Annotated in this window: 20 protein-coding genes; 11 read left to right on the top strand and 9 right to left on the bottom strand. The window is 72.7% G+C overall.

Features of this window, described 5'->3' with window-relative positions; translation table 11 throughout:
* Positions 1–29 precede the first annotated feature (29 nt).
* The 3 genes from ACZ6WH_RS36935 to ACZ6WH_RS36925 all read right to left on the bottom strand — a co-directional run bounded on the left by ACZ6WH_RS36935 (position 30) and on the right by ACZ6WH_RS36925 (position 4,642).
* Complete coding sequence (locus ACZ6WH_RS36935) at positions 30–2,486, bottom strand: GcvT family protein (protein ID WP_469734276.1); 2,457 nt, start codon at positions 2,484–2,486, stop codon at positions 30–32.
* 53 nt (positions 2,487–2,539) lie between these two features.
* Complete coding sequence (locus tag ACZ6WH_RS36930) at positions 2,540–3,625, bottom strand: S-(hydroxymethyl)mycothiol dehydrogenase (RefSeq protein WP_469734274.1); 1,086 nt, start codon at positions 3,623–3,625, stop codon at positions 2,540–2,542.
* A gap of 201 nt (positions 3,626–3,826) precedes the next feature.
* Entirely contained in the window at positions 3,827–4,642 is an 816-nt protein-coding gene (locus tag ACZ6WH_RS36925; protein WP_432859554.1) for an IclR family transcriptional regulator, read from the bottom strand.
* A 152-nt stretch (positions 4,643–4,794) separates the two neighbouring features.
* Between ACZ6WH_RS36925 and ACZ6WH_RS36920 the strand changes: the two genes are divergently transcribed.
* From ACZ6WH_RS36920 to ACZ6WH_RS36905, 4 genes are all read left to right on the top strand, one after another.
* Positions 4,795–5,115: a bifunctional 3-phenylpropionate/cinnamic acid dioxygenase ferredoxin subunit gene (locus ACZ6WH_RS36920; protein ID WP_469734272.1), complete on the top strand. Its 321-nt coding sequence runs from the start codon at positions 4,795–4,797 to the stop codon at positions 5,113–5,115.
* Complete coding sequence (locus ACZ6WH_RS36915) at positions 5,112–6,278, top strand: NAD(P)/FAD-dependent oxidoreductase (RefSeq protein ID WP_469734270.1); 1,167 nt, start codon at positions 5,112–5,114, stop codon at positions 6,276–6,278. The genes ACZ6WH_RS36920 and ACZ6WH_RS36915 overlap by 4 nt, the downstream gene beginning before the upstream one ends.
* 356 nt (positions 6,279–6,634) lie before the next feature.
* Positions 6,635–8,476, top strand: a complete 1,842-nt coding sequence (gene asnB, locus ACZ6WH_RS36910) for an asparagine synthase (glutamine-hydrolyzing) (RefSeq protein ID WP_469734269.1) — start codon at positions 6,635–6,637, stop codon at positions 8,474–8,476.
* A gap of 46 nt (positions 8,477–8,522) precedes the next feature.
* Positions 8,523–8,978: a MarR family winged helix-turn-helix transcriptional regulator gene (locus ACZ6WH_RS36905; protein WP_432859546.1), complete on the top strand. Its 456-nt coding sequence runs from the start codon at positions 8,523–8,525 to the stop codon at positions 8,976–8,978.
* A gap of 48 nt (positions 8,979–9,026) precedes the next feature.
* Here the strand turns inward: ACZ6WH_RS36905 and ACZ6WH_RS36900 are convergent, their stop codons facing one another.
* Positions 9,027–9,629, bottom strand: coding sequence for a transglycosylase SLT domain-containing protein (locus tag ACZ6WH_RS36900; RefSeq protein ID WP_469734266.1), 603 nt, complete (start codon positions 9,627–9,629; stop codon positions 9,027–9,029).
* A 353-nt stretch (positions 9,630–9,982) separates the two neighbouring features.
* Between ACZ6WH_RS36900 and hemC the strand changes: the two genes are divergently transcribed.
* Positions 9,983–10,918 (top strand): hydroxymethylbilane synthase, encoded by a 936-nt coding sequence (gene hemC / locus ACZ6WH_RS36895; protein WP_469734264.1) that lies wholly within the window; start codon positions 9,983–9,985, stop codon positions 10,916–10,918.
* Between the two features lie 50 nt (positions 10,919–10,968).
* Here the strand turns inward: hemC and ACZ6WH_RS36890 are convergent, their stop codons facing one another.
* Both ACZ6WH_RS36890 and ACZ6WH_RS36885 read right to left on the bottom strand, forming a co-directional pair.
* Complete coding sequence (locus tag ACZ6WH_RS36890) at positions 10,969–11,667, bottom strand: GAF and ANTAR domain-containing protein (RefSeq protein ID WP_469734261.1); 699 nt, start codon at positions 11,665–11,667, stop codon at positions 10,969–10,971.
* Between the two features lie 103 nt (positions 11,668–11,770).
* Complete coding sequence (locus tag ACZ6WH_RS36885) at positions 11,771–12,430, bottom strand: response regulator transcription factor (RefSeq protein WP_469734259.1); 660 nt, start codon at positions 12,428–12,430, stop codon at positions 11,771–11,773.
* Positions 12,431–12,640: 210 nt separating this feature from the next.
* Between ACZ6WH_RS36885 and ACZ6WH_RS36880 the strand changes: the two genes are divergently transcribed.
* The 4 genes from ACZ6WH_RS36880 to ACZ6WH_RS36865 all read left to right on the top strand — a co-directional run bounded on the left by ACZ6WH_RS36880 (position 12,641) and on the right by ACZ6WH_RS36865 (position 16,833).
* On the top strand, positions 12,641–12,943 hold the full coding sequence (locus tag ACZ6WH_RS36880) for a circadian clock KaiB family protein (protein ID WP_469734256.1): 303 nt from the start codon (positions 12,641–12,643) through the stop codon (positions 12,941–12,943).
* Positions 12,940–14,484: a circadian clock protein KaiC gene (gene kaiC, locus ACZ6WH_RS36875; protein WP_469734254.1), complete on the top strand. Its 1,545-nt coding sequence runs from the start codon at positions 12,940–12,942 to the stop codon at positions 14,482–14,484. The genes ACZ6WH_RS36880 and kaiC overlap by 4 nt, the downstream gene beginning before the upstream one ends.
* Positions 14,477–15,529, top strand: a complete 1,053-nt coding sequence (locus tag ACZ6WH_RS36870) for a sensor histidine kinase (RefSeq protein ID WP_469734252.1) — start codon at positions 14,477–14,479, stop codon at positions 15,527–15,529. The genes kaiC and ACZ6WH_RS36870 overlap by 8 nt, the downstream gene beginning before the upstream one ends.
* A gap of 266 nt (positions 15,530–15,795) precedes the next feature.
* Positions 15,796–16,833, top strand: coding sequence for a LuxR C-terminal-related transcriptional regulator (locus ACZ6WH_RS36865; RefSeq protein ID WP_469734250.1), 1,038 nt, complete (start codon positions 15,796–15,798; stop codon positions 16,831–16,833).
* Here ACZ6WH_RS36865 and hutG read toward each other — a convergent pair.
* Complete coding sequence (hutG, locus tag ACZ6WH_RS36860) at positions 16,782–17,924, bottom strand: formimidoylglutamase (RefSeq protein ID WP_469734248.1); 1,143 nt, start codon at positions 17,922–17,924, stop codon at positions 16,782–16,784. The genes ACZ6WH_RS36865 and hutG overlap by 52 nt on opposite strands.
* Positions 17,925–18,086: 162 nt before the next feature.
* On the opposite strand from hutG, the gene hutC reads away from it, so the two are divergent.
* A complete protein-coding gene (gene hutC, locus ACZ6WH_RS36855) occupies positions 18,087–18,842 on the top strand; it encodes a histidine utilization repressor (RefSeq protein WP_432859528.1) in 756 nt (251 codons plus the stop codon).
* Between the two features lie 85 nt (positions 18,843–18,927).
* On the opposite strand, the gene ACZ6WH_RS36850 is transcribed toward hutC, so the two are convergent.
* Entirely contained in the window at positions 18,928–19,746 is an 819-nt protein-coding gene (locus ACZ6WH_RS36850) for an IclR family transcriptional regulator (protein ID WP_469734246.1), read from the bottom strand.
* A 185-nt stretch (positions 19,747–19,931) separates the two neighbouring features.
* Here ACZ6WH_RS36850 and ACZ6WH_RS36845 point away from each other — a divergent pair, with 185 nt between their 5' ends.
* Positions 19,932–21,347 carry an amino acid permease gene (locus ACZ6WH_RS36845; RefSeq protein WP_469734244.1) on the top strand — a complete coding sequence of 472 codons (1,416 nt, stop codon included), beginning with the start codon at positions 19,932–19,934 and terminating at the stop codon, positions 21,345–21,347.
* 65 nt (positions 21,348–21,412) lie between these two features.
* Here the strand turns inward: ACZ6WH_RS36845 and ACZ6WH_RS36840 are convergent.
* A partial coding sequence (locus ACZ6WH_RS36840) for a urocanate hydratase family protein (RefSeq protein WP_469734242.1) occupies positions 21,413–22,051 on the bottom strand: 639 nt, incomplete at its 5' end.

Below are 22,051 nucleotides of genomic sequence, written 5' to 3'. Positions count from 1 at the left end.
TGGTCTCCTCAAGCGGTCCGGGTGGTCCCCTACTTGCGGATGCGCGTCATCTTCGGGTCGAACAGCGGCTCCTCGGCGACGGTCGCGGGGACCCGCTCGCCGAAGTACTCGACCTGCACGGCGGTGCCGGGGACGGCGGCCGCGGCCGGCAGCCAGGCGTACGCGACGCAGCGGCCGATGCTGTAGCCGTACGAGGCGGAGGTGACGTAGCCGGCGGGCGCGCCGTCGACCAGGACCGGTTCCTTGCCGAGGATCACGGCGGCGGGGTCGTCGAGGGTGAGGCAGGTGAGCCTGCGGCGGGCGGTCTCCGCGCTGCGGCCCGCCAGCGCGGCCCGCCCGAGGAAGTCGCCCTTGGCGGGGCGCACGGCAAAGCCGACGCCCGCCTCGTAGGGGTCGTGTTCGGTGGTCATGTCGTGGCCCCAGGAGCGGTAGCCCTTCTCCAGGCGGAGGCTGTTGAAGGCGGACCGTCCGGCGGCGATCACGCCGTGCTCCTGCCCGGCCTCCCAGAGCGTGTCCCACAGCCGCAGGCCCAGGTCGGCGGTGGTGTACAGCTCCCAGCCCAGCTCGCCGACGTAGGACAGCCGCATGGCGGTGACCGGGACGTGGCCGAGGTGGGTCCGCTTCGCCTTGAAGTAGCCGAACGCCCGGTGGGAGAAGTCGTCCCGGGTGAGCGGCTGGACGAGGTCGCGGGCGAGCGGGCCCCAGACGCCGATGCAGCAGGTGCCGGGGGTGATGTCCTGGATGTGGACCCCCTCGGGGGCATGGCGGAGGAGCCAGTCCAGGTCGGCCACGCTGTTGGCGCCGACCTGGAAGCGGTCGGGCGCGAGCCGGGCCACGGTGAGGTCGGAGCGGACGCCGCCCGTCTCGTCCAGGAGGAGGGTGTACGTCACCGCGCCGGGCTTCTTGTCCAGCTGGTTGGTGGACATGCGCTGGAGGAAGGCGAGGGCGCCGGGCCCGGTGACCTCCAGGCGGCGCAGCGGCGTCATGTCGTACAGCGCGACCTTCTCGCGGGTCGCCCTCGCCTCGGCCGCGGCGATCGGCGACCAGTAGCGGGCCGACCAGGCGTCCCGCTCGGGCAGGTCGAGGCCCTCGGCGAGCGGGGCGTTGGCCTCGTACCAGTGCGGGCGCTCCCAGCCGCCGCCCTCCAGGAAGTACGCGCCCAGCTCCTGCTGGCGGGCGTAGAAGGGGCTGACCCGCAGGGGGCGGGGCTGCTCCATGGGCTGGAGGGGGTGGAGGACGTCGTAGACCTCGACGAAGTTCTGGGCGCCGCGGTCCTCGATGTACGCGGGGGCGCGCTGGGCTTCCTCGAAGCGGTACAGGTCGCACTCGTGAATGTCGACGGACGGCCGGCCGTCGGTCATCCACTCGGCGACGGCCCTGGCCACACCGGCGGAGTGGGTGACCCAGACCGCCTCGGCGAGCCAGAATCCGCGCAGGTCACGGGCTTCGCCGAGGACGGGCATGCCGTCGGGGGTGAAGGAGAAGACGCCGTTGAACCCCTCCTCGACCTCGGAGTCGCCGAGGGCGGGGAGCAGTCCGACGCTGTCCTGCCAGCTCGGCGCGAAGTCCTCCGCGGTGAAGGGCAGCGAGGACGGCATGACGGGCGCGTCGTCGAAGGCGGGCACGGTGAAGGGGTCGACGGGCATCGGGCGGTGCGCGTAGGAGCCGATGCCGATGCGGTCGGTGTGTTCGCGGTAGTACAGGTCGCGGTCCTGGAAGCGCAGGATCGGCTTGCTCGCCTCGGTCCGCGGGTCGTTGACGCCCGCCAGCTCGGGCAGCGGCGCGGTCTTGGCGTACTGGTGGGCGAGCGGCAGCAGCGGCACGTCCACCCCGGCCATCTTCCCGATCACCGGGCCCCAGAAGCCGGCCGCCGAGACGACGTGGTCGGCGGGGAAGGTGCCGCGGTCGGTGACGACGCCGGTGACCCGGCCGCCCTCGCGTTCGATGCCGGTGACGGTGTGCCGCTCCAGGAAGCGGGCGCCGCGCGCTTCGGCGCGGGTGATCTGGGCGCGGCAGGCGAGGACGGCGCGGGCCAGGCCGTCGTCGGGGGTGTACAGCCCGCCGAGGACCTTGTCCTCGTCGAGCATCGGCCAGAGCTTCTTGCACTCGGCCGGGGTGATCAGTTCGCCGCGTACGCCCCAGGAGGCGGCGAGCCCGGCCTTGCGGTGCAGGTCGGCCCAGCGCTCGGGGGTGGTGGCCAGCTCCAGTCCGCCGAGCGGGTTGAAGCAGGGCAGCCCGTCCACTTCGAGGGAGTTGAACTTCTCGACGGTGTACGCGGCGAATTCGGTCATGGTCTTGGAGGGGCCGGTCTGGAAGACCAGTCCGGGGGCGTGCGAGGTGGAGCCGCCCGGGGCCGGGAGCGGGCCCTGTTCGAGGACGGTGACGTCGCGCCAGCCGCGTGCGGTGAGTTCGTCGGCGAGCGAGCAGCCGACGATGCCGGCGCCGATCACGACGACACGGGCGTCGGTGGCGGGGGTGCGGGACATGCTGCTCCTTGGGTCGGGCAGGGCGTACACGGAACGGGTGCGGGCCGCCGGTGTCAGAGGACGACCACGGAGCGCAGGACCCGGCCGGCGCGCATGGTGTCGAAGGCGGACTCCACCTCGTCCAGGGAGATCCGCTCGGTGACGAACCCTTCGAGGTCGAGCCGGCCGCTGAGGTAGCGGTCGATGAGTACGGGGAAGTCCCGGCTGGGCAGGCAGTCGCCGTACCAGGACGATTTCAGGGAGCCGCCGCGCGAGAACACCTCGATCAGCGGCAGGTCGAGGCGCATGTCCGGCTCGGGCACCCCGACCAGGACCAGCGTTCCGGCCAGGTCGCGCATCTCGAAGGCCTGGCGGTAGGTCTCGGGGCGGCCGACGGCGTCGATGACGACGTCGGCGCCGTGGCCGCCGGTGAGCTGGCGGACCGCCTCGACCGGGTCGGTGCCGCGGGAGTTGACGGTGTGGGTGGCGCCGAAGCGGGTCGCGCCGTCCAGCTTGCGGTCGTCGATGTCGACGGCGATGACTCTTCTGGCGCCCGCGACCGACGCGCCGGCGACCGCCGCGTTGCCCACTCCCCCGCAGCCGATGACGGCGACGGTGTCACCGTTGCCGACGCCACCGGTGTGCACGGCGGCGCCGTATCCGGCCATCACGCCGCAGCCGATGAGTCCGGCGGCCTCGGGGCGTGCCGCCGGGTCGACCTTGACCGCCTGTCCGGCCGCGACCAGCGTCTTCTCGGCGAACGCGCCGATGCCGAGCGCGGGGGTGAGCGGAGTGCTGTCGAGCAGGGTCATCGGCTGGGCGGCGTTGCGGGAGTCGAAGCAGTACCAGGGCCGGCCGCGGCGGCAGGAGCGGCAGGCGCCGCAGGGCGCGCGCCAGGCGAGCACCACGTAGTCGCCGGGCAGCAGGTCGGTGACGCCGGGGCCGACCTCCTCCACCACGCCCGCCGCCTCGTGCCCGAGGAGGAAGGGAAAGTCGTCGCCGACGGCGCCCTCCCGGTAGTGCAGATCCGTGTGGCAGACCCCGCAGGCCTGCACGGATACCAGCACTTCCCCCGGGCCGGGATCCGGCACCAGGATCGTCTGCACCTCGACGGGTGCGCCTTTTTTCGTCGCGACGACAGCACGGACTTCGTGTGGCATGCCCTACCCCTCAGTGTTGCGCACTGCACGACTCGTTGCGCGATGGGAGACATACTGGGAACGCCTTCTCGGCGGCGTCAAGAGGTACGAGTTAACCGTTGGTAAAAGCGCCGGTACTGTCGGCGCGCATGCGAACGGGGCCGGTGAACACCGGCCCCGCGTCGTCCCTGCGTATGATCGATTCCGCCTACCCGGCGGGCCTCAAGTCCCGTGGCCCATGCGGCGGGAGAGTTCCCGCGCCGCCTCGACCGTGCGCTTGGCGACCTCCGGGATCCGGTCGGGCTCCAGCCGGTACGCGGGCGCCGAGACGCTGATCGCGCCGATCACCTGGCCGTCGTGCGCGCGCACCGGCGCGGCGACCGCGTGCAGCCCCAGTTCCAGCTCCTCGATCGCCACCGCGAAGCCGTTGCGCACCACCTCGGCCAGCTGGGCCCGCAGCTCGGCGACGGAGGTGATCGTCCGCTCGGTCAGCCGCGGCAGCTTGCGGGCGAGCGCCGCGTCCTGGACCGGCCCTGGCTGGAACGCCAGCAGCGCCTTGCCGCTGGAGGTCGCGTGCAGCGGGGTGCGGCGGCCGAGCCAGTTCTGCGCGGTGACCGAGGCCGGGCCGCGGGCCTGCATGATGTTGACCGCGGCACCGTTGTCGAGCACCGCGATGTTGGCCGTCTCGCCCAGCTCCTCGGCGAGCAGCCGGCACATCGGCGCACCCTCCTGCGAGATGTCCAGGCGTACCGCGGCGGCACCGGCCAGCCGCAGCACCCCGGCGCCGAGGTAGTACTTACCGCGCTCCTGCTCCTGGGAGACCAGGCCGCGGTTCTCCAGCACGCCGAGCAGCCGGAAGGCCGTCGACTTGTGCACGCCCAGTTCGTCGGCGACCTCGGTCACCCCCGCCTCGCCGTGCCGGGCGAGGATTTCCAGCACGGTGACGGCGCGGTCCACCGACTGCACCGAACTCCCGGCCCCACGGGCCGTTTTCTCCGCCGACCTGCCCTCCGACGTGCTCTTCGCCTTGTCCGTCATCCGATCTCACCACCTGGCGCGACCCGATGCGGGCCGGCATCTGAAGGGAGGCGCTTGACGCGCGGGCTCCCGGCTTGGATTCTGTTGCGCAGAGCGCTTCGCCGTGCGCATCGCGGAACTCAACTATACCGAACAGTAATGAGGGGTGCCCCGTGATTCCCGTCTGCCACCTCACCGACCTGCCCGCAGGCGAGTCCGTCCGCATCGACACCGCACCTCCGATCGCCGTCTTCAACGCCGACGGCGAGATCTACGCCATCGACGACACCTGCACCCACCAGGACGCCTCGCTCGCCGACGGGTGGCTGGAGGGCTGCCTGGTCGAATGCCCGCTGCACGCCGCATCCTTCGACCTGCGCACCGGCAGGCCGACCTGCCTGCCCGCCCGCCGGGCCGTCCGCACCCACCACGTCACCGTGGAGGACGGAATGATCTACGTCCACCACGCCGCCGAGGAAGGCACCGCCGCATGAGGACGGTCACCGTCATCGGAGCGTCGCTGGCCGGACTGTACGCCGCGCGGGCGCTGCGCTCCCAGGGTTTCGAAGGCCGGCTCACGATCGTGGGCGACGAACACCACCGCCCGTACGACCGGCCGCCGCTGTCCAAGGACTTTCTCAAGGGTGAGACGGGCCAGGAGCACCTGGCCCTGGCGGACGCCGAGGAGGTGGCCGAGCTGGACGCGGAATGGGTGCTGGGCACCCGCGCCGCCGGGCTCGGCACCGACGGCCGGTCGGTGCTCCTGGAGGGCGGCCGGTCCCTGGAGACCGACGGGGTGGTCATCGCCACCGGCGCCACCCCGCGCCGGCTGCCCGGCCCCGAGCTGTCCGGCGTGCACACGCTGCGCACCCTCGACGACGCCCAGGCGCTCCGCGACGACCTGGCCGGCGGGCCGGTACGGGTGGTCGTCATCGGCGGCGGGTTCATCGGGGCCGAGGTCGCCTCCTCCTGCGCCGCGCTCGGCCATGACGTCACGGTCGTGGAGGCCGCGCCGCTCCCGCTACTGCCGCAGCTCGGCGAGGAGATGGCCCGGATCTGCGCGACGCTGCACGGTGACCACGGGGTGGCGCTGGCCACCGGTACGGGCGTCGCCTCGCTGCGGGGCGGGCCGGACGGCCGGGTCACCGGGGTCGAGCTGGCCAACGGGCGGCTGGTGCCCGCCGACACCGTCGTGGTCGGCATCGGCGTCCGCCCGAACACCGACTGGCTCGCCGGCTCCGGGATCGCCCTGGACGACGGGGTGGTCACCGACGCCGGGTGCGTGACCGCGCTCCCCCACGTCGTCGCGGTCGGCGACGTGGCCCGGGTCGACGGCTCCCGTACCGAGCACTGGACCAGCGCCACCGAACAGGCCGCCGTCGCCGCCCACAACCTGCTCGCGGGCGCCACGCTCAAGGCGCACCGCCCGGTCCCGTACTTCTGGTCCGACCAGTACGGCGTCCGGATCCAGTTCGCCGGCCGGCGCCGGCCCACCGACACCGTGCGGATCCTGGAGGGCTCCCCCGACGACCGCACCTTCCTCGCCGCGTACGAGCGCGAGGGACGCACCACCGCCGTACTCGCCCTGAACCGCCCCCGCCCGTTCATGAAGCAGCGCCGCGAGCTGATGCGGACGGCCCAGCCGGTCGCGAGCTGACCCGCCCCGCACCGGCACCCCTCCTCCGGCACCCCCTTCGGCAGAAAGGGGGTGCCGACGCATGTGCGCTCCGGGAGCGGCCCCGGCGCCGCCACGGGGCGGCCGCGAAACGGCGACGCGGCACTTCCGTGACCACCCAAAGGCCTTTCGTATACCGGCACTTGACGTCCTCTATACCTTCCACCCGATCGGCCGAAGATCGCCCGTCGGGCCCTGTTGACGGACGACATCCGCCTGACACATGCTCGAAACATAGGTGCTCGATACAAATGACCCTGGGTATCCGGCCGGTGACCCCTGCCGTCGTCCGGCCGCCCCCCGAGGCACCAGCCCGGGGTCGGATTGGGAGGAGCAGCATGTGCGGAATCACCGGATGGGTCGCCTACCAGCGTGACCTGCGGTCCGAGCAGGCCACCGTCGACGCCATGACCGAGACCATGTCCTGCCGGGGCCCGGACGACGCCGGCACCTGGGTCCAGGGCCCGGCGGCCCTCGGTCACCGCCGGCTCGCCATCATCGACCTGCCGGGCGGCCGCCAGCCGATGACCGTCGACACCGACGACGGCCCCGTGGTCATGGTCTACTCCGGAGAGGCGTACAACTTCACCGAGCTGCGCAAGGAGCTCGCCGCGCGCGGCCACCGCTTCGTCACCGACTCCGACACCGAGGTCGTGCTCCACGGCTACCTGGAGTGGGGCGAGGCCGTCGCCGAACGGCTCAACGGCATGTACGCCTTCGCCATCTGGGACAGCCGCGAGCAGAAGCTCGTGATGATCCGCGACCGGATGGGCATCAAGCCCTTCTACTACTACGCCACCGACGACGGCGTGCTCTTCGGCTCCGAGCCCAAGGCCATCCTCGCCAACCCCCGGGTCACCCCCACCGTGACGCTGGACGGCCTGCGCGAGCTGTTCGCCTTCGTCAAGACGCCGGGCCACGCCGTGTACGAGGGCATGCGCGAGGTGGAGCCCGGCACCGTCGTCACGCTCACCCGCAACGGCCTGCGCACCCGCGTCTACTGGTCGCTGGAGACCAAGCGGCATACGGACGACCAGGAGACCTCGATCGCCCACGTGCGCTCGCTGCTGGACGACATCGTGCGCCGCCAGCTCGTCGCCGACGTACCGCGCTGCACCCTGCTCTCCGGCGGCCTGGACTCCTCCGCGATGACCGCCCTGGCCGCCCAGCAGCTGGCCGCCGAGGACAAGACGGTCCGCAGCTTCGCGGTCGACTTCGTGGGCCAGACCGAGAACTTCGTGGCCGACGCGCTGCGCGACACCCCCGACACCCCCTTCGTCCACGACGTGGCGCGCGCCTCGGGCACCGAGCACCAGGACATCGTCCTCGACTCCGACCAGCTCGCCGACCCCGAAGTGCGGTCCAAGATGATCCGCGCCCGGGACATGCCGATGGGCCTGGGCGACATGGACGCCTCGCTGTACCTGCTGTTCAAGTCCATTCGCGAGCACTCGACGGTGGCGCTGTCCGGCGAGTCGGCGGACGAGGTCTTCGGCGGGTACAAGCAGTTCTTCGACCCCAAGGCGCGCGAGGCGGACACGTTCCCCTGGCTCGTGCAGTTCGCCGAGCACTTCGGTGACGACGGCAACATCCTCACCGACGGCGTCACCAAGGCGATGGACCTGGGCAGTTACATCCAGGACAGCTACGACACGGCCGTCGCGGACGTGCAGCGGCTCGACGGCGAGAGCGACTTCGAGTACCGCATGCGCAAGATCTGCTACCTGCACCTCACCCGCTTCGTGCGGGTCCTGCTGGACCGCAAGGACCGGGCGAGCATGGCCGTCGGCCTGGAGGTCCGGGTGCCGTTCTGCGACCACCGGCTCGTGGAGTACGTCTACAACACCCCGTGGAGCCTGAAGTCGTTCGACGGCCGGGAGAAGAGCCTGCTGCGCGAGGCCACCGCCGACGTCCTGCCGAAGTCGGTCTACGACCGGGTGAAGAGCCCGTACCCCTCGACGCAGGACCCGAAGTACGCCGTGGCGCTCCAGGGACACATCAAGGACCTGCTCGCCAAGCCCTCGCACCCGGTGTTCGACCTGGTCAGCCGGGACTGGCTGCAGCGCGCCGTCAAGGTCGACGTCCCGCAGATCACCCAGGCGTCCCGGCGCGGCCTCGAACGCACCCTGGACCTGGCCCTCTGGATGGACATGTACTCCCCGGCCATTACACTTTCTTGACCTGATCGGGGCAGTTCGATGGTCTAGAACGAGAGTGGATGGTGGCGTGGCGGTCGGCGGAGAGGCCGCGGTGAGCGCGGTCGGCGAGGAAGCCACCCTGGAGCTGGTCGTGACCCTTCACCGGCTGCTGCGCAGCCTGGGCAGGGCCGTCCCCGGCCGCCGCGTCCCGCCCACCCAGCTCATCGTGCTCGCCCTGCTGACCCAGCTCGGCCCGTCCCGCATCGGCGTGCTCGCCGAGCGGATCCCCTGCTCGCAGCCGACGGCCACGGCCGCGGTGGCGAGCCTGGAGTCGGCCGGGCTGGTCCGCAGGGAGCCGGACCCCACCGACGGGCGCGCGGCGCGCGTGGTCGTCACCGAGGACGGGGTCGGTGCGCTGAACGACGTGGCGCACAGTGAGGCCGAGGCGCTCGCGGGGCGGCTCGCCACGCTGGCCCCGGAGGACGTGCGGCGCGTCCTCGAAGCGGGCACGCTGCTGCGGCGGCTGGCCGAACCGGGCGACTGAACCGGCCGTCGTGCCGCGGTTCTCCCGCCCGCCCTGCGCCCTTCCGGCCTAATATCCGCGCGGCGCGCTGCCGGAATCCGCCTGCTGCACGCGGGAAATGTCGCCGTACTGGGACTTGATGTAATTCACCGCTGCCGCACAGTTCGCCACCGGGTCGTTGATGTCCCATGCCGTACCCGCCTGATGATGTGCCCGGAAAGTCGGCCAGGTCGTCTGGAAAAGTCCCCTGGACGGCTCACCGGCCACCGCATTCGCGTCCCATCCGTTGAAGGCGCGAGGGTCGAATCCGGATTCCCGCTGGGCGATCGTCCACAATCCCCCGTACCAGTGCCCCGGCACCCCGGTGACCCGCAGACAGGCCCGGATCCAGCCGGCCGGGCCCGCCGCCTCCAGCTGCCTCCTGGCCGCCTCGCGCCGCTGTGCGCGCCGCTCCGCCCGCCGCTCCTCCAGCGCCGCCGTCCGCGCCTCCGAGCTGGCTCTCGACGCCCGAGCCGCGGCCTCGTACCGCTGCTCCGTCAGGCCCGCCGCGACGAAGGTGGCGGCCTGCCCCTCCAGCGCGGCCGGGGAGACCCGGATCTTCCGGCGGGGCGCCGCGGGCGCCCGGCGGTCCGCACGCGTGGCGTGCGGCCGGGATTTCCCGGTGTACGCCACGGTTTCTTCCGTCCGTGTCCCGGCCTCACCGGGGCGCGTATCCGCCATTCCTTTGCAAGCGATCGCGGCAGGCATTATCAGCGCGAGGACAGACGAAAGGGCGGTGGTCGCAGTCCTGGCCATGTGCATGGGAAATCATCGCCTTCCCGTCGAGCCGCCGGCTCACTTGGAAGGCGTCATATCAACCGGTGGAAGGACTCGCCGAAGCGTTGCTCCGAACCGGGCGGGTCCGAGCGGACCGACGTTATCTTCGAAGATTTGCGTGCCGGGCGCGGGCGGAGCGGCGCCGGGCGGTCCGGCGGGCAGGGCGGGACCGGGCGAAGGGAGTGGCCGGGCGGGGCTATCGTGGCTTCATGTCCGCCCCTGAGCTGATCCGTATCGTCTCCCGCTCCTCCCCCATGGCCCTGGCCCAGGTCGAGCGCGTCCGTGCCGAACTGGCCGCGCTGCACCCGGGCGTCGTCACGGAGGTCGTGCCCGTCACCACCACCGGAGACCGCTGGATGGGTGACCTTTCCCAGGTGGAGGGCAAGGGTGCCTTCACCAAGGAGGTCGACGCCGCCCTTCTTTCGGGCGAGGCGGACGTGGCGGTGCACTGCGTCAAGGACATCCCGGCCGACCGGCCGCTGCCCGCCGGTACGACGTTCGCCGCGTTCCTGAAGCGGGACGACGTACGGGACGCCCTCATTCACCCCGGCGGGCGCACCCTCGACGAGCTGCCGCCGGGCACCCGCATCGGCACTTCCTCCGTACGCCGCCGCGCCCAGCTCGCCGCTTCCCACCCGCACCTGGAGACGGTGCCGATGCGCGGCAACGCCAACCGGCGGATGGAGAAGCTGCACGCCGGGGAGGCCGACGCGCTGCTCCTCGCGGTGTCCGGGCTGCACCGCATCGGGCGTCCGGACGTCATCACCGAGGTGCTGTCCGTCGAGACGATGTGCCCGCCGATCGGCGCCGGGGTGCTGGCCCTCCAGTGCCGCGAGGACGACACCGTCACCGTCGACGCGCTCTCCGGGCTCGGCGACCCGGGTACGCACCGCGAGACGCAGGCCGAACGCATGTTCCTGCACGTGCTCCAGGGGCACTGCAACTCCCCCATCGCCGGGTACGCCAGGGCCGAGCGCGGCGGCGACCTGTCGCTGCGGGCCTGCGTGTTCACCCCCGACGGCAAGACCGTCCTCAACGCCCACGAGTGGGCGGGCCGGCTCGACCCCGCCACCCTGGGCACCTCGGTCGCCGTCGCGCTGCTCCGCCAGGGCGCCCGCGAACTGATCGACGGTATTCCGCACTGACGCGCCGCTGCCGGGCGGCGCATGCTGCCCGCCCCGGAGCCGCCGCGCCGTCAGGGCCGCAGCTCTCCGTCGACGACCGCCTCGGCCGTGTCGCGCAGCTTGGCACGGTGGTGGCGCGCGTACCCGCGCAGCAGCTCGAACGCCTCGCGGGTCGGGATGCGGCGCTCGGCCGCGAGCATGCCCTTGGCCTGTTCGATGACGACCCTGCTGTCGAGCGCGTGCTGGAGCTGGTCCGCCACCCGGCGCTGCTGGTCCCGCTCGGCGGCCATCGTGAGGTAGGCGACGGTCATGTCGGTCAGCACCCGTACGCGGACGAGGTCGGCGACGGGCCAGGGCCGCGGCTCGGTGTGGTAGAGGTCCAGCGTCCCGAGCGCCTTCCCGTGGGAATGCAGCGGGAGGCTGGCAGTCGCTGCCACGCCCAGTTCGAGCACCCGCTCGCCGTAGCCGGGCCACCGCGCCGCGTCGCGCGCCAGGTCGGGCACGGTGACCGGCTGCGCGGTGCGCAGGGCTTCGGCGCACGGCCCGCGTCGGAGCGCGGCCTGGACGTGGCCCACCTCGGCCGCCATCCGGTCCAGGACGCCCACCGGGTGCAGCTCCCCGCCGCGTACGAGGGAGACGCCGGTGCTCCGTACGGCGAGCGCGGCGGCCGAGCACCGCGCGAGGCCCTGAAGTACGTCGCTGACGGAAGGGACGGTCGCGAGGACAGCCGCGAACCGGGCGACTTCGCCGAAGTCCCGCTCCTGATCCATCACCGCCCGGTCACCTTCCTTCCTTCGGGCGCCGGCCTCTCTCCTCGACGCTAAGCGCAGAACCGGGCGGCCGGGAACCCTCAAACGGTCCGGCCGGCCCCCCTCAAATGGGCCGTTCCCCCTCGCCGGGCAGCAGGCCGGCGCGGGTGGCCGCGACGACGGCCTCCAGCTGGCTGTGGGCGCCCAGTTTCGTCAGGAGGTTCTTCACGTGACCGCGGGCGGTGTGCCGGCTGATGACGAGGCGTTCGGCGATCGCCCGGGGAGCCAGCCCCTCCCCCAGCAGGCGCAGCACCTCCAGCTCGCGGCCCGTCAGGCGAACCCGCGGCTCCTCGTCCGGCCCGCCCCGGGCGCCGTCGCCCGGTTCGAGCAGCGCTGCCAGCGTGGCGCCCTCGACCAGCAGGGTCCCGCCCGCCGGTGCCCGCAGCGCGGCGAGGATGTCGGCCAGCGCGCTGGACTTGGAGAGGAATCCGGCGGCGCCGGCCGCCGTGGCGGCGGCGAGCACCGCGGGGTCGGTGTCCGCGGTGAGGATCAGCACGCGGACCTCCGGATGGGCCGCCTTGATCTTCGCGGTGCCCTCGATGCCGTCGGCGCCCGGCAGGTGAATGTCCATCAGGACGGCGTCCGTGCCCGCGGCGGCGAGCGGCAGCGCCGCCTCGACCGTGCCGACCGCGCCCACGCACTCCAGGTCCGGCTGCGCGGAGATGGCCAGTTCCAGCGCGTCGGCGAGTGCCCGCTGGTCCTCCACCACCAGCACCTTGGTCATCGCGGCCACCCCACACTGTCGGCCGGTCCAGCCTAGCCCGGTGCGCCGCCCGGCATGGCAACGCCGTCTTTCCCGCCCGGGCCTCCCGGCGCACCGCGGTACCGGTTTCCGCTCTGGTCGCGGGATGCCGTCCGGGGGACAGTGGTCCCGAAGGGCTGTTCTGCCCCGAACACGACGGAAGAGCGGGGGGGGGACAGGAGGCTGTCGCACGTGACCATTTACTCGTTCAGGCTCTTCGTGGCCGGACGGACGGCGCACTCCCAAGAGGCCGAACTCAACCTGCGTCTGTTGTGCGACACCAGGCTGCGCAATCGGTACGACATCCAGATCGTGGACGCCGTGGAGCGTCCGGAACTGGCGGAGGAGGGGCGGATCCTGGCCACCCCCACCGTCATCAGGCTCAGCCCGCCCCCGCCTCGCCGGGTGGTCGGTGACCTGTCCGACCATCACCGGGCCGCCGCAGCCCTGGGCCTGCCCCACACGGACGAAGACCCCAGGGAGGTACGACCATGACATCGGATGGCACAACGGTCCCGCGCGTGGCCACCGCGATCAACGGTTTCGATCAGGTCGCGCTCGGCGGACTGCCCGCGGGCCGGTGCACCTTGGTCACCGGCACGGCCGGCAGCGGCAAGACGCTGTTCGCCGTCGAATTCCTCGCCCGGGGCATACAGTTCTTCGACGAGCCGGGAGTCTTCGTCACCTTCGAGGAACCGCCCGTGGACATCCGCCGCAACGTCGCCTCGCTGGGATTCACCGTGGCCGAGTGGGAGCGGGCCGGGAAGTGGGCCTTCGTCGACGCCTCCGCCCGGAACACGGAGGAGGGCCCCGTCATCGGGGCGTACGACTTCCGGGCGCTGGCCGCCAGGATCGAACACGCGGTGCGCACGGTGGGCGCCAGGCGGGTCGCGATGGACTCGCTGGGCGCGGTCTTCCTGCGCTACCCCGGCCCGGCCACCGTCCGGCAGGAACTGCTGCGCGTGGCGGAGTCCCTGGAGTCGATCGGCGTGACCTCGATGATCACCACGGAGCGGGAGACGGAGTACGGCGGCATGTCGCGGCTCGGCGTGGAGGAGTTCGCGCTCGACAACGTCATCGTGCTGCGCAACAACCTGTTCCAAGAACGGCGGCGCCGGACCCTGGAGATCGTGAAGTTCCGCGGCGCTCCGCACCGCACCGGCGAGTGGCTGTTCACCATCGACCCGCGGGACGGCATCGTCGTCGTACCGCTGGCGTTCCTCGCCCCGCACGAGGGCGCCGTGATCCGCGAGCGGGTCTCCATCGGCATCGCCGAGCTGGACTCGATGTGCGGCGGCGGGATCTACCGCGACGCGGTCGTCCTGCTCACCGGCCCGACCGGCATCGGCAAGACGCTGTCCGGCCTGCACTTCGTGACGGCCGGTGCCGAGGCGGGTGAGCGCTGCCTGCTGTACACCTTCGACGAGACCCGCCAGCAGCTGGACCGCAACGCCGCGGGCTGGGGCGTGGACCTGCCTGCCATGGAGGCGTCCGGTCTGCTCCAGGTGGTGTCGGAGTACCCCGAGACCTCCTCCCTGGAGGACCACTTCATCCTGGTGCGGCGGGCGGTGGAGGAGTTCCGGCCCGCGCGGCTGGTCATCGACACCCTCTCCGCGCTGGAGCGGATCGCCACCCCGCGGGCGCTGCTGGACTTCGTCGTCGCGCTGGGCGCGGTGCTGCGGCCGCGCGCCATCACGGCACTGCTCACCTCGCTGCCCGCCGACCGTACGGGGCCGAACCCCGGCCCGAGCATCGCCGCGCGGGTCGCCAGCCTCACCGATGTGTCGATCCTGCTGCGCTACGTGGAGACGGCGGGCCTCACGGGCCGGGCCGTCGCGGTGCTGCAGACCCGCGGCTCGGCCCACGACCACCGGATCCGCGACGTCACCGTCGACGACACCGGGATGCACATCGGCAAGCCGCTGCGCGGCCTCTCCGCCGTGCTGACGGGATACGGAGTGCCGTTGCTCTCGGCCGACGAGCACGGCGCGCCCGGCAGTCGTATGCCGGCCCCACCGGTGGTACCCGATGGTTGACGAGGGGGTGCGCCCCGGCACCGCGGCCGGCAACGGGTCTTCCGGTGCCGGCCCCGACGCCATCGGGCGGGTGATCGTCTCGGCGGCCGCCGACGGCATCCTGGCCGTCGACGGGGACGGCCGTATCGTCTTCTGCAACCCGGCGGCCGCTGAGCTGTTCGCCCGGCCCGCCGCCGAACTGGTCGGCAGGGAATTCGGCTTCCCCCTCGTCGTCGGGGAGACCACCATCGACCTGATGCTCCCCGACCGGAGCGCGCGGGTGGTGGAGATGCGGGTCACCACCGCGCTGGTGGACGCGGACACGCTGCACGTCGCGGCGCTGCGGGACATCACCCGGCGGCGCCGGGCCCAGCAGGAGCTGGAAGCGGCGCTGGAGCGGCAGAACGTCGTCGTGGCGGTCGCCGCCCATCAGCTGCACAATCCGCTGGCCACGATCGGCGTGCTCGCCGACACGCTGCTCGACCGCCGGGCGGTGCTCTCGGACCGGGCGCGGGCCGCAGCCGTGCACCGGATCGCCGAGCGCACCGCCCATCTCCAGGCACTGGTGCGCAAGCTGCTCACCGCGGCGCGCATCGACGCCGCGGCGCCGCCCGCCGTCCCGGAGGACATACCCGTCCTGCCGTTCCTGATCGAACGGCTGGGCAATGTCACGGAACAGGTCGAGGCGGTACGGCTGTCGTGCGCGCCCGGGCTGGTCGCGCGGGTGGACCGGCTGGCCTTCTCCGAGATGCTCACCAACTGCCTGGAGAACGCCTTCACGCACGGCCGCCCGCCGGTCAGGGCCCGGGTGGTGGCCCGGGGCCGGCAGTGGCTGGAGATCTCGGTGTGCGACCACGGCGACGGGGTGCCGGAGGAGTTCGCACCGCGGCTGTTCGAGCGGTTCGCCCGCGGACCCGACGCCGAGCGGGCCGGTGACGGATCGGGGCTGGGCCTCTGGGTCGTCCGCGGTCTGGCCCGTGCCAACGGAGGCGATGCCTGGTACGAGCCGTCGTCCGCCGGCGGTGCGTGCTTCCGGCTGCGACTGCCGCGTGCACCGGACGGGTGAAGCGTGCCATGGCCGTAACGGGCCCGCCTGGATGGGGGGTTCCGGTCCGCCGCCGCGCGGAGCACGCTGACCGCACCGGACCCTGCCACGGCACAACGCCGCCGGCGTCCGGGGTCCGGGGAGCGACCGACGGCGCCGGAGTGGCTGCCCGTCCGGAGCCGCCGGCGGTGGCACTTGGCCGGGCCGTATTCACTCTGTTCCTATGAGAGCAGGTCACCGGCGGCCGGGCGATGGGCAGTTCTGCCCACGAGCCCCGAGGGGGGAGGGTGGCACCGGACCTGAGCGCGGCGGCGCACGCACTGGCCGTGGGGCGGATCGCGTCCACGCCCGGTGTGCCGGCGCCGCGTGCGGCCGCGGTGCTGGACCGGCTCCGCCGGCTCGTCCCCTACGACGCGGGCGCCGTCGTCCTGCTGGTACCACAGGCACGGAAGCTGGTCACGGTGGCGGAGCGGGACTGCGACGCACCACTGCGCGCGGCGGCCACCGGCCGGGCGGCGCTGCGGGACAGCGAGCGGATCGCCGCGTGCGGGCCGGAGTCGGCGGTGCACGTGTGCCGCAACGGTGACGGCCCCGGACAACTGCCCGGCTGGCGAAGCCTCGTGCGCCGCTCCGGACGGCACCATGCCGTGCTGGTGGGCCTGTTCACGAGCGGCCGGCGCTACCTCGGGTTCGTCGTCCTCCTCCGCGGCTCCGGCCCGCCCCCGCCGCCCGCCGTGCGCGGCCTGCTCCGCGGGCTCGCCCCGTCGATGGCCGACGCGGTCGACCCGCTGCGCCCGCCGGCCGCGGCGGCCGAGCTGCTGGCGGGGTGCACGGCCGGGGTCGCCCTGTGCCGCACGGGCCGGGCCCTGCCGCTGCCCGGACTGCCCGGCCACCCGTCGCTGCGGGCCGGTTCGGGGGTGCTGCTGCTCGCGTCGGCCATCGCCGCGCGGACCGCGCACCTGACCTTCCTCCAGCCGTCCACCGTCGAGCAGCGGTCCGCGTACACCCGGGTGACCGTCCTGTCCTGCGGGCCGTGTCCGCCGTACGACGTGGTGGCCGTCGTCCTGCTGTCGCCGGCCGGTGAGCTGTACGGGCTGACCCGGCGGGAGCTGCAGATCACCGGGCTGATCGTGGAGGGCTGCACCAATCAGCGCATCGCCTCCACGCTGCACATCGCCGAGCGCACGGTCGCCGCGCACATCGAGCACGTCCTGCCCAAGCTCGGGGTCGCCTCCCGCACCCAGATCGCCGTCCGGGCCCTCGCCCGGGGGCTCTACCTGCCGAGCCCCGCACGGCTCGACGCGGCCGCGGCCGCCGGCACCTGACGGGCTCCGGCCGCGCCCGTCAGGATGCGGTGGACCAGGCGCGCGCCGGTCCGGGCCGTGCGGTGGTCGGTGTCCAGGTCCGGATTGAGCTCCGCGACGTCGCAGACGGCCAGCCGGCCACTGGCGGCGACCTTGGCGCAGACGTGTTCCACCACCTCCAGCGGGACGCCGTACGCGGCGGGGGCGCTGACGCCCGGCGCCACGGCCGCGGGCAGCACGTCCAGGTCGATGCTGAGGTGCACCAGGTCGCAGCTCGCGAGGAAGTCGTCCACGAAGGCGTCGACGCGGTGCATGTGCAGCAGGCCGCAGGCGGTGTCGGGGAGGTAGCGCACGCCGAGCCGGTCGGCGGTGCGGTACAGCCGCTCGGTGTTGCTCGGCGCGCTCACCCCGAGCACCCAGTAGTTCGGTTCCCGGCCTGCGGCCTCCTCGTCCTCCGCCATCTGCAGGAAGGGCGTGCCGGAGCTGGGCCGGACGTCGTCGCGCAGGTCGAAGTGCGCGTCGAGGTTGAGCACGCCGAGGCGGGCGCCGTCGCGCAGCGCTCGGCTCCCGGCCAGCCCGAGGTAGCTGCCGTAGGCGACTTCGTGGCCGCCGCCCAGCACGGCCACCGGGCGGCCGTGGTCCAGCAGGGCGGTGACGGCGCGGCCCAGGCGCCGCTGGCCGGCCGCCAGGTCGCCGTCCCCGACCTCGATGTCCCCGGCGTCCAGGGCGCGCAGCGGGGTCTGCAGGGCCATGGGGGCGAGCGCGCGGCGCAGCGCGCCCGGGCCGTCGGCGGCGCCGGGCCGGCCCTTGTTGCGGCGTACGCCCTCGTCACTGCGGAAGCCGACGAAGGCGGCGTCCCATTCGCCGGCCGCGTCCCACGCGCCGCCCGTCGCCTGCTGCCGGCCGTCGGCCCGAGCGGCGGCCCGGTACGGCGTCACCGCGCGGTGCCAGCGCAGGTGCTCGGGGCCGGGGCCGTCGTCGCGGCCGGTCCACGGTTCGGCGGCGGTGTCCACGGCCGCTTCCGGGCGCGCCCCCGGGTCGGGGGCCGGTGCCGGGCCGGTGCCCCGGTCCGGGTCGGTGGCGCGGGCGGCCTGCTGCACGGTGCTCGTCACGGTTCCTCAGCTCCTCGGTGTTCCGCTGCCATCACACCCGCGCGCCGGGCTCCGGACCAGCGCGGGCGGCCCGGTTCCTCGGATCCGAGACCCACTAGGATTCCGGTGCCCGCGTCACCCGCGAGGAGCGTGTGACCACGAGTGCGAGGGACGGTGAACGGCTTGGCCGGGGAGGCTGCTGACCTCGCGCGGCGGTACCACGCGCAGGCGTCCCGTTCGGCGCCCGCGTACCAGCGCGTGAAGGACCTGGTCACCGAGCAGATCATGAGCGGGCGGTGGCGGGAGGGCGACGCGCTGCCCTCGGAGAGCCAGTTCGTGGAGTCGCTGGGCCTGTCCCGGATGACGGTCAACCGCGCGCTGCGGGAGCTGGCGGGCCAGGGCCTGATCCGCCGGGTGATGGGCGTGGGCAGCTTCGTGGCGCTGCACAAGGGAAGTTCGGCGCTGGTGGAGGTGCACAACATCGCCGACGAGGTGCACCGCCGCGGGCACCGGTACCGCGCCGAGGTGCTGTACGTACGGGCGGAGACCGCCGATCCGGAGGTCGGCGCGCAGTTCGGTCCGGGCGCCGGGCGCCGGGTCTTCCGGTCCCGGGTGGTGCACTTCGAGGACGACGTGGCCATCCAGCTGGAGGACCGGTACGTCCATCCGGACTTCGCGCCCGGCTACCTGGAGCAGGACTTCACCCGGCGGACCCCGTTCACGTTCCTGTCCGAGGTGGCGCCGCTGGGCCGGGGCGAGCACGTGGTGGAGGCGGTGCTGCCGTCGTCCGAGGAGTGCGCCGTCCTCGGCGTGCCCGAGTCCGAGCCGTGCCTGCTGATCCACCGCCGTACCTGGTCGGGCGACGCGCTGGTGAGCATCGCGCGGCTGCTGCACCCGGGGTCGCGGTACCGGCTCCAGGGCACCTTCGACAACCGCTGAACCGCCCCGGAGCACCGTCCGGGCGCTCCACGGCCGGGGCCCCTCGGGCGGACCCTGCGGCTGAGGGCGGGTCATCGGCGGGTGGCTACGGCCGGTCCGTGGGCGGGCGGCCCGAGACCGCGTGGGTGAGCCGGGCCGCGCCCTTGCGCAGCAGGTCGCGCACGTACGCCTCGTCGCGCGGGCGGTGGTTCCGGTACCAGGTACTGCTCAGCGCCGCCACCGGCCGCCCGTGGTGGTCGAACGCCGCCACCCCGACCGAGCGGAACCCCGCCGAGACCAGCTCGGTCTCCTCCGACCAGCCGCGCGCCCGGTCCCTGGCCAGCAGGTCCCGCAGCTCGCCCAGCGACCGCGGCCCCTTGCCGGTACGGGTGATGAGGTCGCCGGGGCGCGAGAAGAGCGCCTTGAGCTGGGCCTCGCCGACGTGCGCGAGGAGCGCCCGGCCACTGGCCGTCAGGTGGGCCGGGAGCCGCACGCCGACCTCCGTGACCAGCGGGACCGTGACGGTGCCCGGCCGCGCCGCCGCGGGCTGCTCCTTGAGCAGGTACACGGTCTCCGCGCCGTGCAGCACCCCGAGGTGCACGGGTTGCGCGAGGCGGCCGGCGAGGGTGCGCAGGATCGGGCGGGCCAGCCGTTCGAGCGGCTCGTGCCGGAGGTAGGCGGAGCCGATCTCGAAGGCGGCGACGCCCAGCCCGTAAGCCTGCTCGTGCGGGAGGTAGGTGACGAAGCCGCGCCCGGCCAGCACGGTGAGGATGTGGTACGCCGACGAGCGCGGTATGCCGAGGTCACGGGCGAGCGTCGCGACCCGTACGGGGCCGCTGCGCCCGGCGAGGTGGGTGAGGATGTCCAGCGCGCGGCCGACGGCCGGAGAGGCGCTGGACACGGCCGTCGTACCGGGCTCCCTCATCGCCGCACCCCCTTCCCCGAGGGCCTGCCCATTTCCCGGATCGACCCTTGACGGTCCTGTCTATACAGGCATATACATGCGGCGCCTGTGTTCAAGTGAGAGGCGGCGACAGCCGCTCCCGCCAGGCGACGGCCCATGTCGCACGTCAGGGACGGGCGTGCTGTTCCCGAAGGAGAGGGCATCTTGTGAGTACCGAAAAAACGACCTTGCACCGCGGGCTGAGGTCCCGGCACATCCGCTTCATCGCGCTGGGCTCGGCCATCGGCACCGGCCTGTTCTACGGCTCCTCGGAAGCCATCCAGGCCGGCGGGCCCGCGGTGCTGCTGGCCTACCTCATCGGCGGCGGCGCCGTCTTCCTCGTCCTGCGCTCCCTCGGTGAGATGGCGGTCAACCACCCCTGCGCGGGCTCCTTCGGCGAATACGCGACCCGGCACCTGGGGCGGCTGGCGGGCTTCACGACCGGCTGGACCTTCGCCTTCGAAATGGTCATCGTCTGTATCGCCGACATCACCGCGCTCGGCGTCTACATGGGATTCTGGTTCCCCGACGTACCGCGCTGGATCTGGCTGCTCGCCGCGATCGGCGTCATCGGCGTACTGAACCTCTTCAACGTGAAGGTCTTCGGCGAGCTGGAATTCTGGCTCTCGCTGGTGAAGATCCTCGCCATCTGCGCAATGATCCTGGCCGGCCTCGCCATTCTCGTGCTGGGCATCGGCGGCGGTGGCATGCATATCGGGGTGTCCAACCTCTGGAGCAACGGCGGATTCTTCGCGCACGGCGTCCAGGGCTTCATTCTGTCGTTCGCGGTGGTGATGTTCGCCTTCGGCGGTACCGAGATCATCGGCGTCACGGCCGGGGAGGCGGAGAATCCGGAGAAGACGATCCCGAGCGCGGTGAATTCCATTCCGCTGCGCATCGTCCTGTTCTACGTGCTGACCCTGGGCGTCATCATGTCGCTGAATCCGTGGCAGGACATCGGCTCGGACGCCAGCCCGTTCGTCCAGATCTTCGCCGGGCTCGGCATCAAGTCCGCGGCCGCCATCCTGAACGCCGTCGTGGTGGTCGCCGCGCTCTCCGCGATCAACAGCGACATCTTCGCCGCGGGCCGCATCATGTACGGCATGGCCGAGCGCGGCCAGGCACCGGCGGTCATGCGACGGCTCTCGCGCAGCGGCGTGCCGACCATGACCGTCGCCATCATGATCGGTTCGCTGCTGCTCGGGGTGGTGCTGAATTACCTGATCCCCGACCGCGTCTTCCTCATCATTTCCTCCATCGCCACCTTCGCCACCGTCTGGGTGTGGCTGATGATTCTGGCGACGCAGTACGCCGCGCGCCGCAAGATGTCCCGCGAAGAAGTGGCCGGGCTCGCCTACAAGGTCCCGTTCTGGCCCTACGGGCAGATCATCGCCATGGTGTTCATGACGGCCGTGCTGGTGCTGCTCGCCTTCTCCGCGAGCACCCGGATCGCCCTGATCGTCGGAGCCGTCTGGCTGGTTCTGCTGTCGGTGGTTCATTTCCTCTGGCTCCGTCCGCGATCCGCCGTCCCGGCCGCCGCGGAAAACGCGACGGCCGAGGTACGGGAGAGCGCCGGCACCTGACGGCCCCGGACGCAAAAGGAAAGGCCGCCGACGTCATTGGCGGCGGCCTTCCCGACGGGGAACGGTTACGCGGAGGGAGCCTCGCGCATCGGGATACGCACACCCCGCTCGTCGGCAACCGTGTCGGCGATGTCGTATCCGGCGTCGACGTGCCGGATGACACCCATCCCCGGGTCATTGGTCAGGACGCGGCGGATCTTCTCGCCGGCCAGCTCGGTGCCGTCGGCGACGGACACCTGGCCCGCGTGGATCGACCGGCCCATGCCCACCCCGCCACCGTGGTGCAGCGACACCCACGACGCGCCGGAGGCCACGTTGACCATGGCGTTCAGCAGCGGCCAGTCCGCGATCGCATCCGAGCCATCGAGCATCGCCTCGGTCTCCCGATAGGGCGAGGCCACCGAACCGCAGTCCAGATGATCCCGCCCGATCGCCAGCGGCGCCTGCAGCGTGCCGTCGGCCACCATCTCGTTGAACCGCTCACCCGCCTTGTCCCGCTCCCCATAACCCAGCCAGCAGATCCGCGCCGGCAGCCCCTGGAAATGCACGCGCTCCCCGGCCATCTTGATCCACCGATGCAGCGACTCGTTCTCCGGAAACAGCTCCAGCATCGCCTTGTCCGTCTTGTGGATGTCCGAGGCCTCACCCGACAGCGCCGCCCAGCGGAAGGGCCCCTTGCCCTCACAGAACAACGGCCGGATATA

The sequence above is a fragment of the Streptomyces sp. NPDC050806 genome, from assembly GCF_055586425.1.
This window is presented reverse-complemented; position numbering and strand designations above follow the sequence as displayed.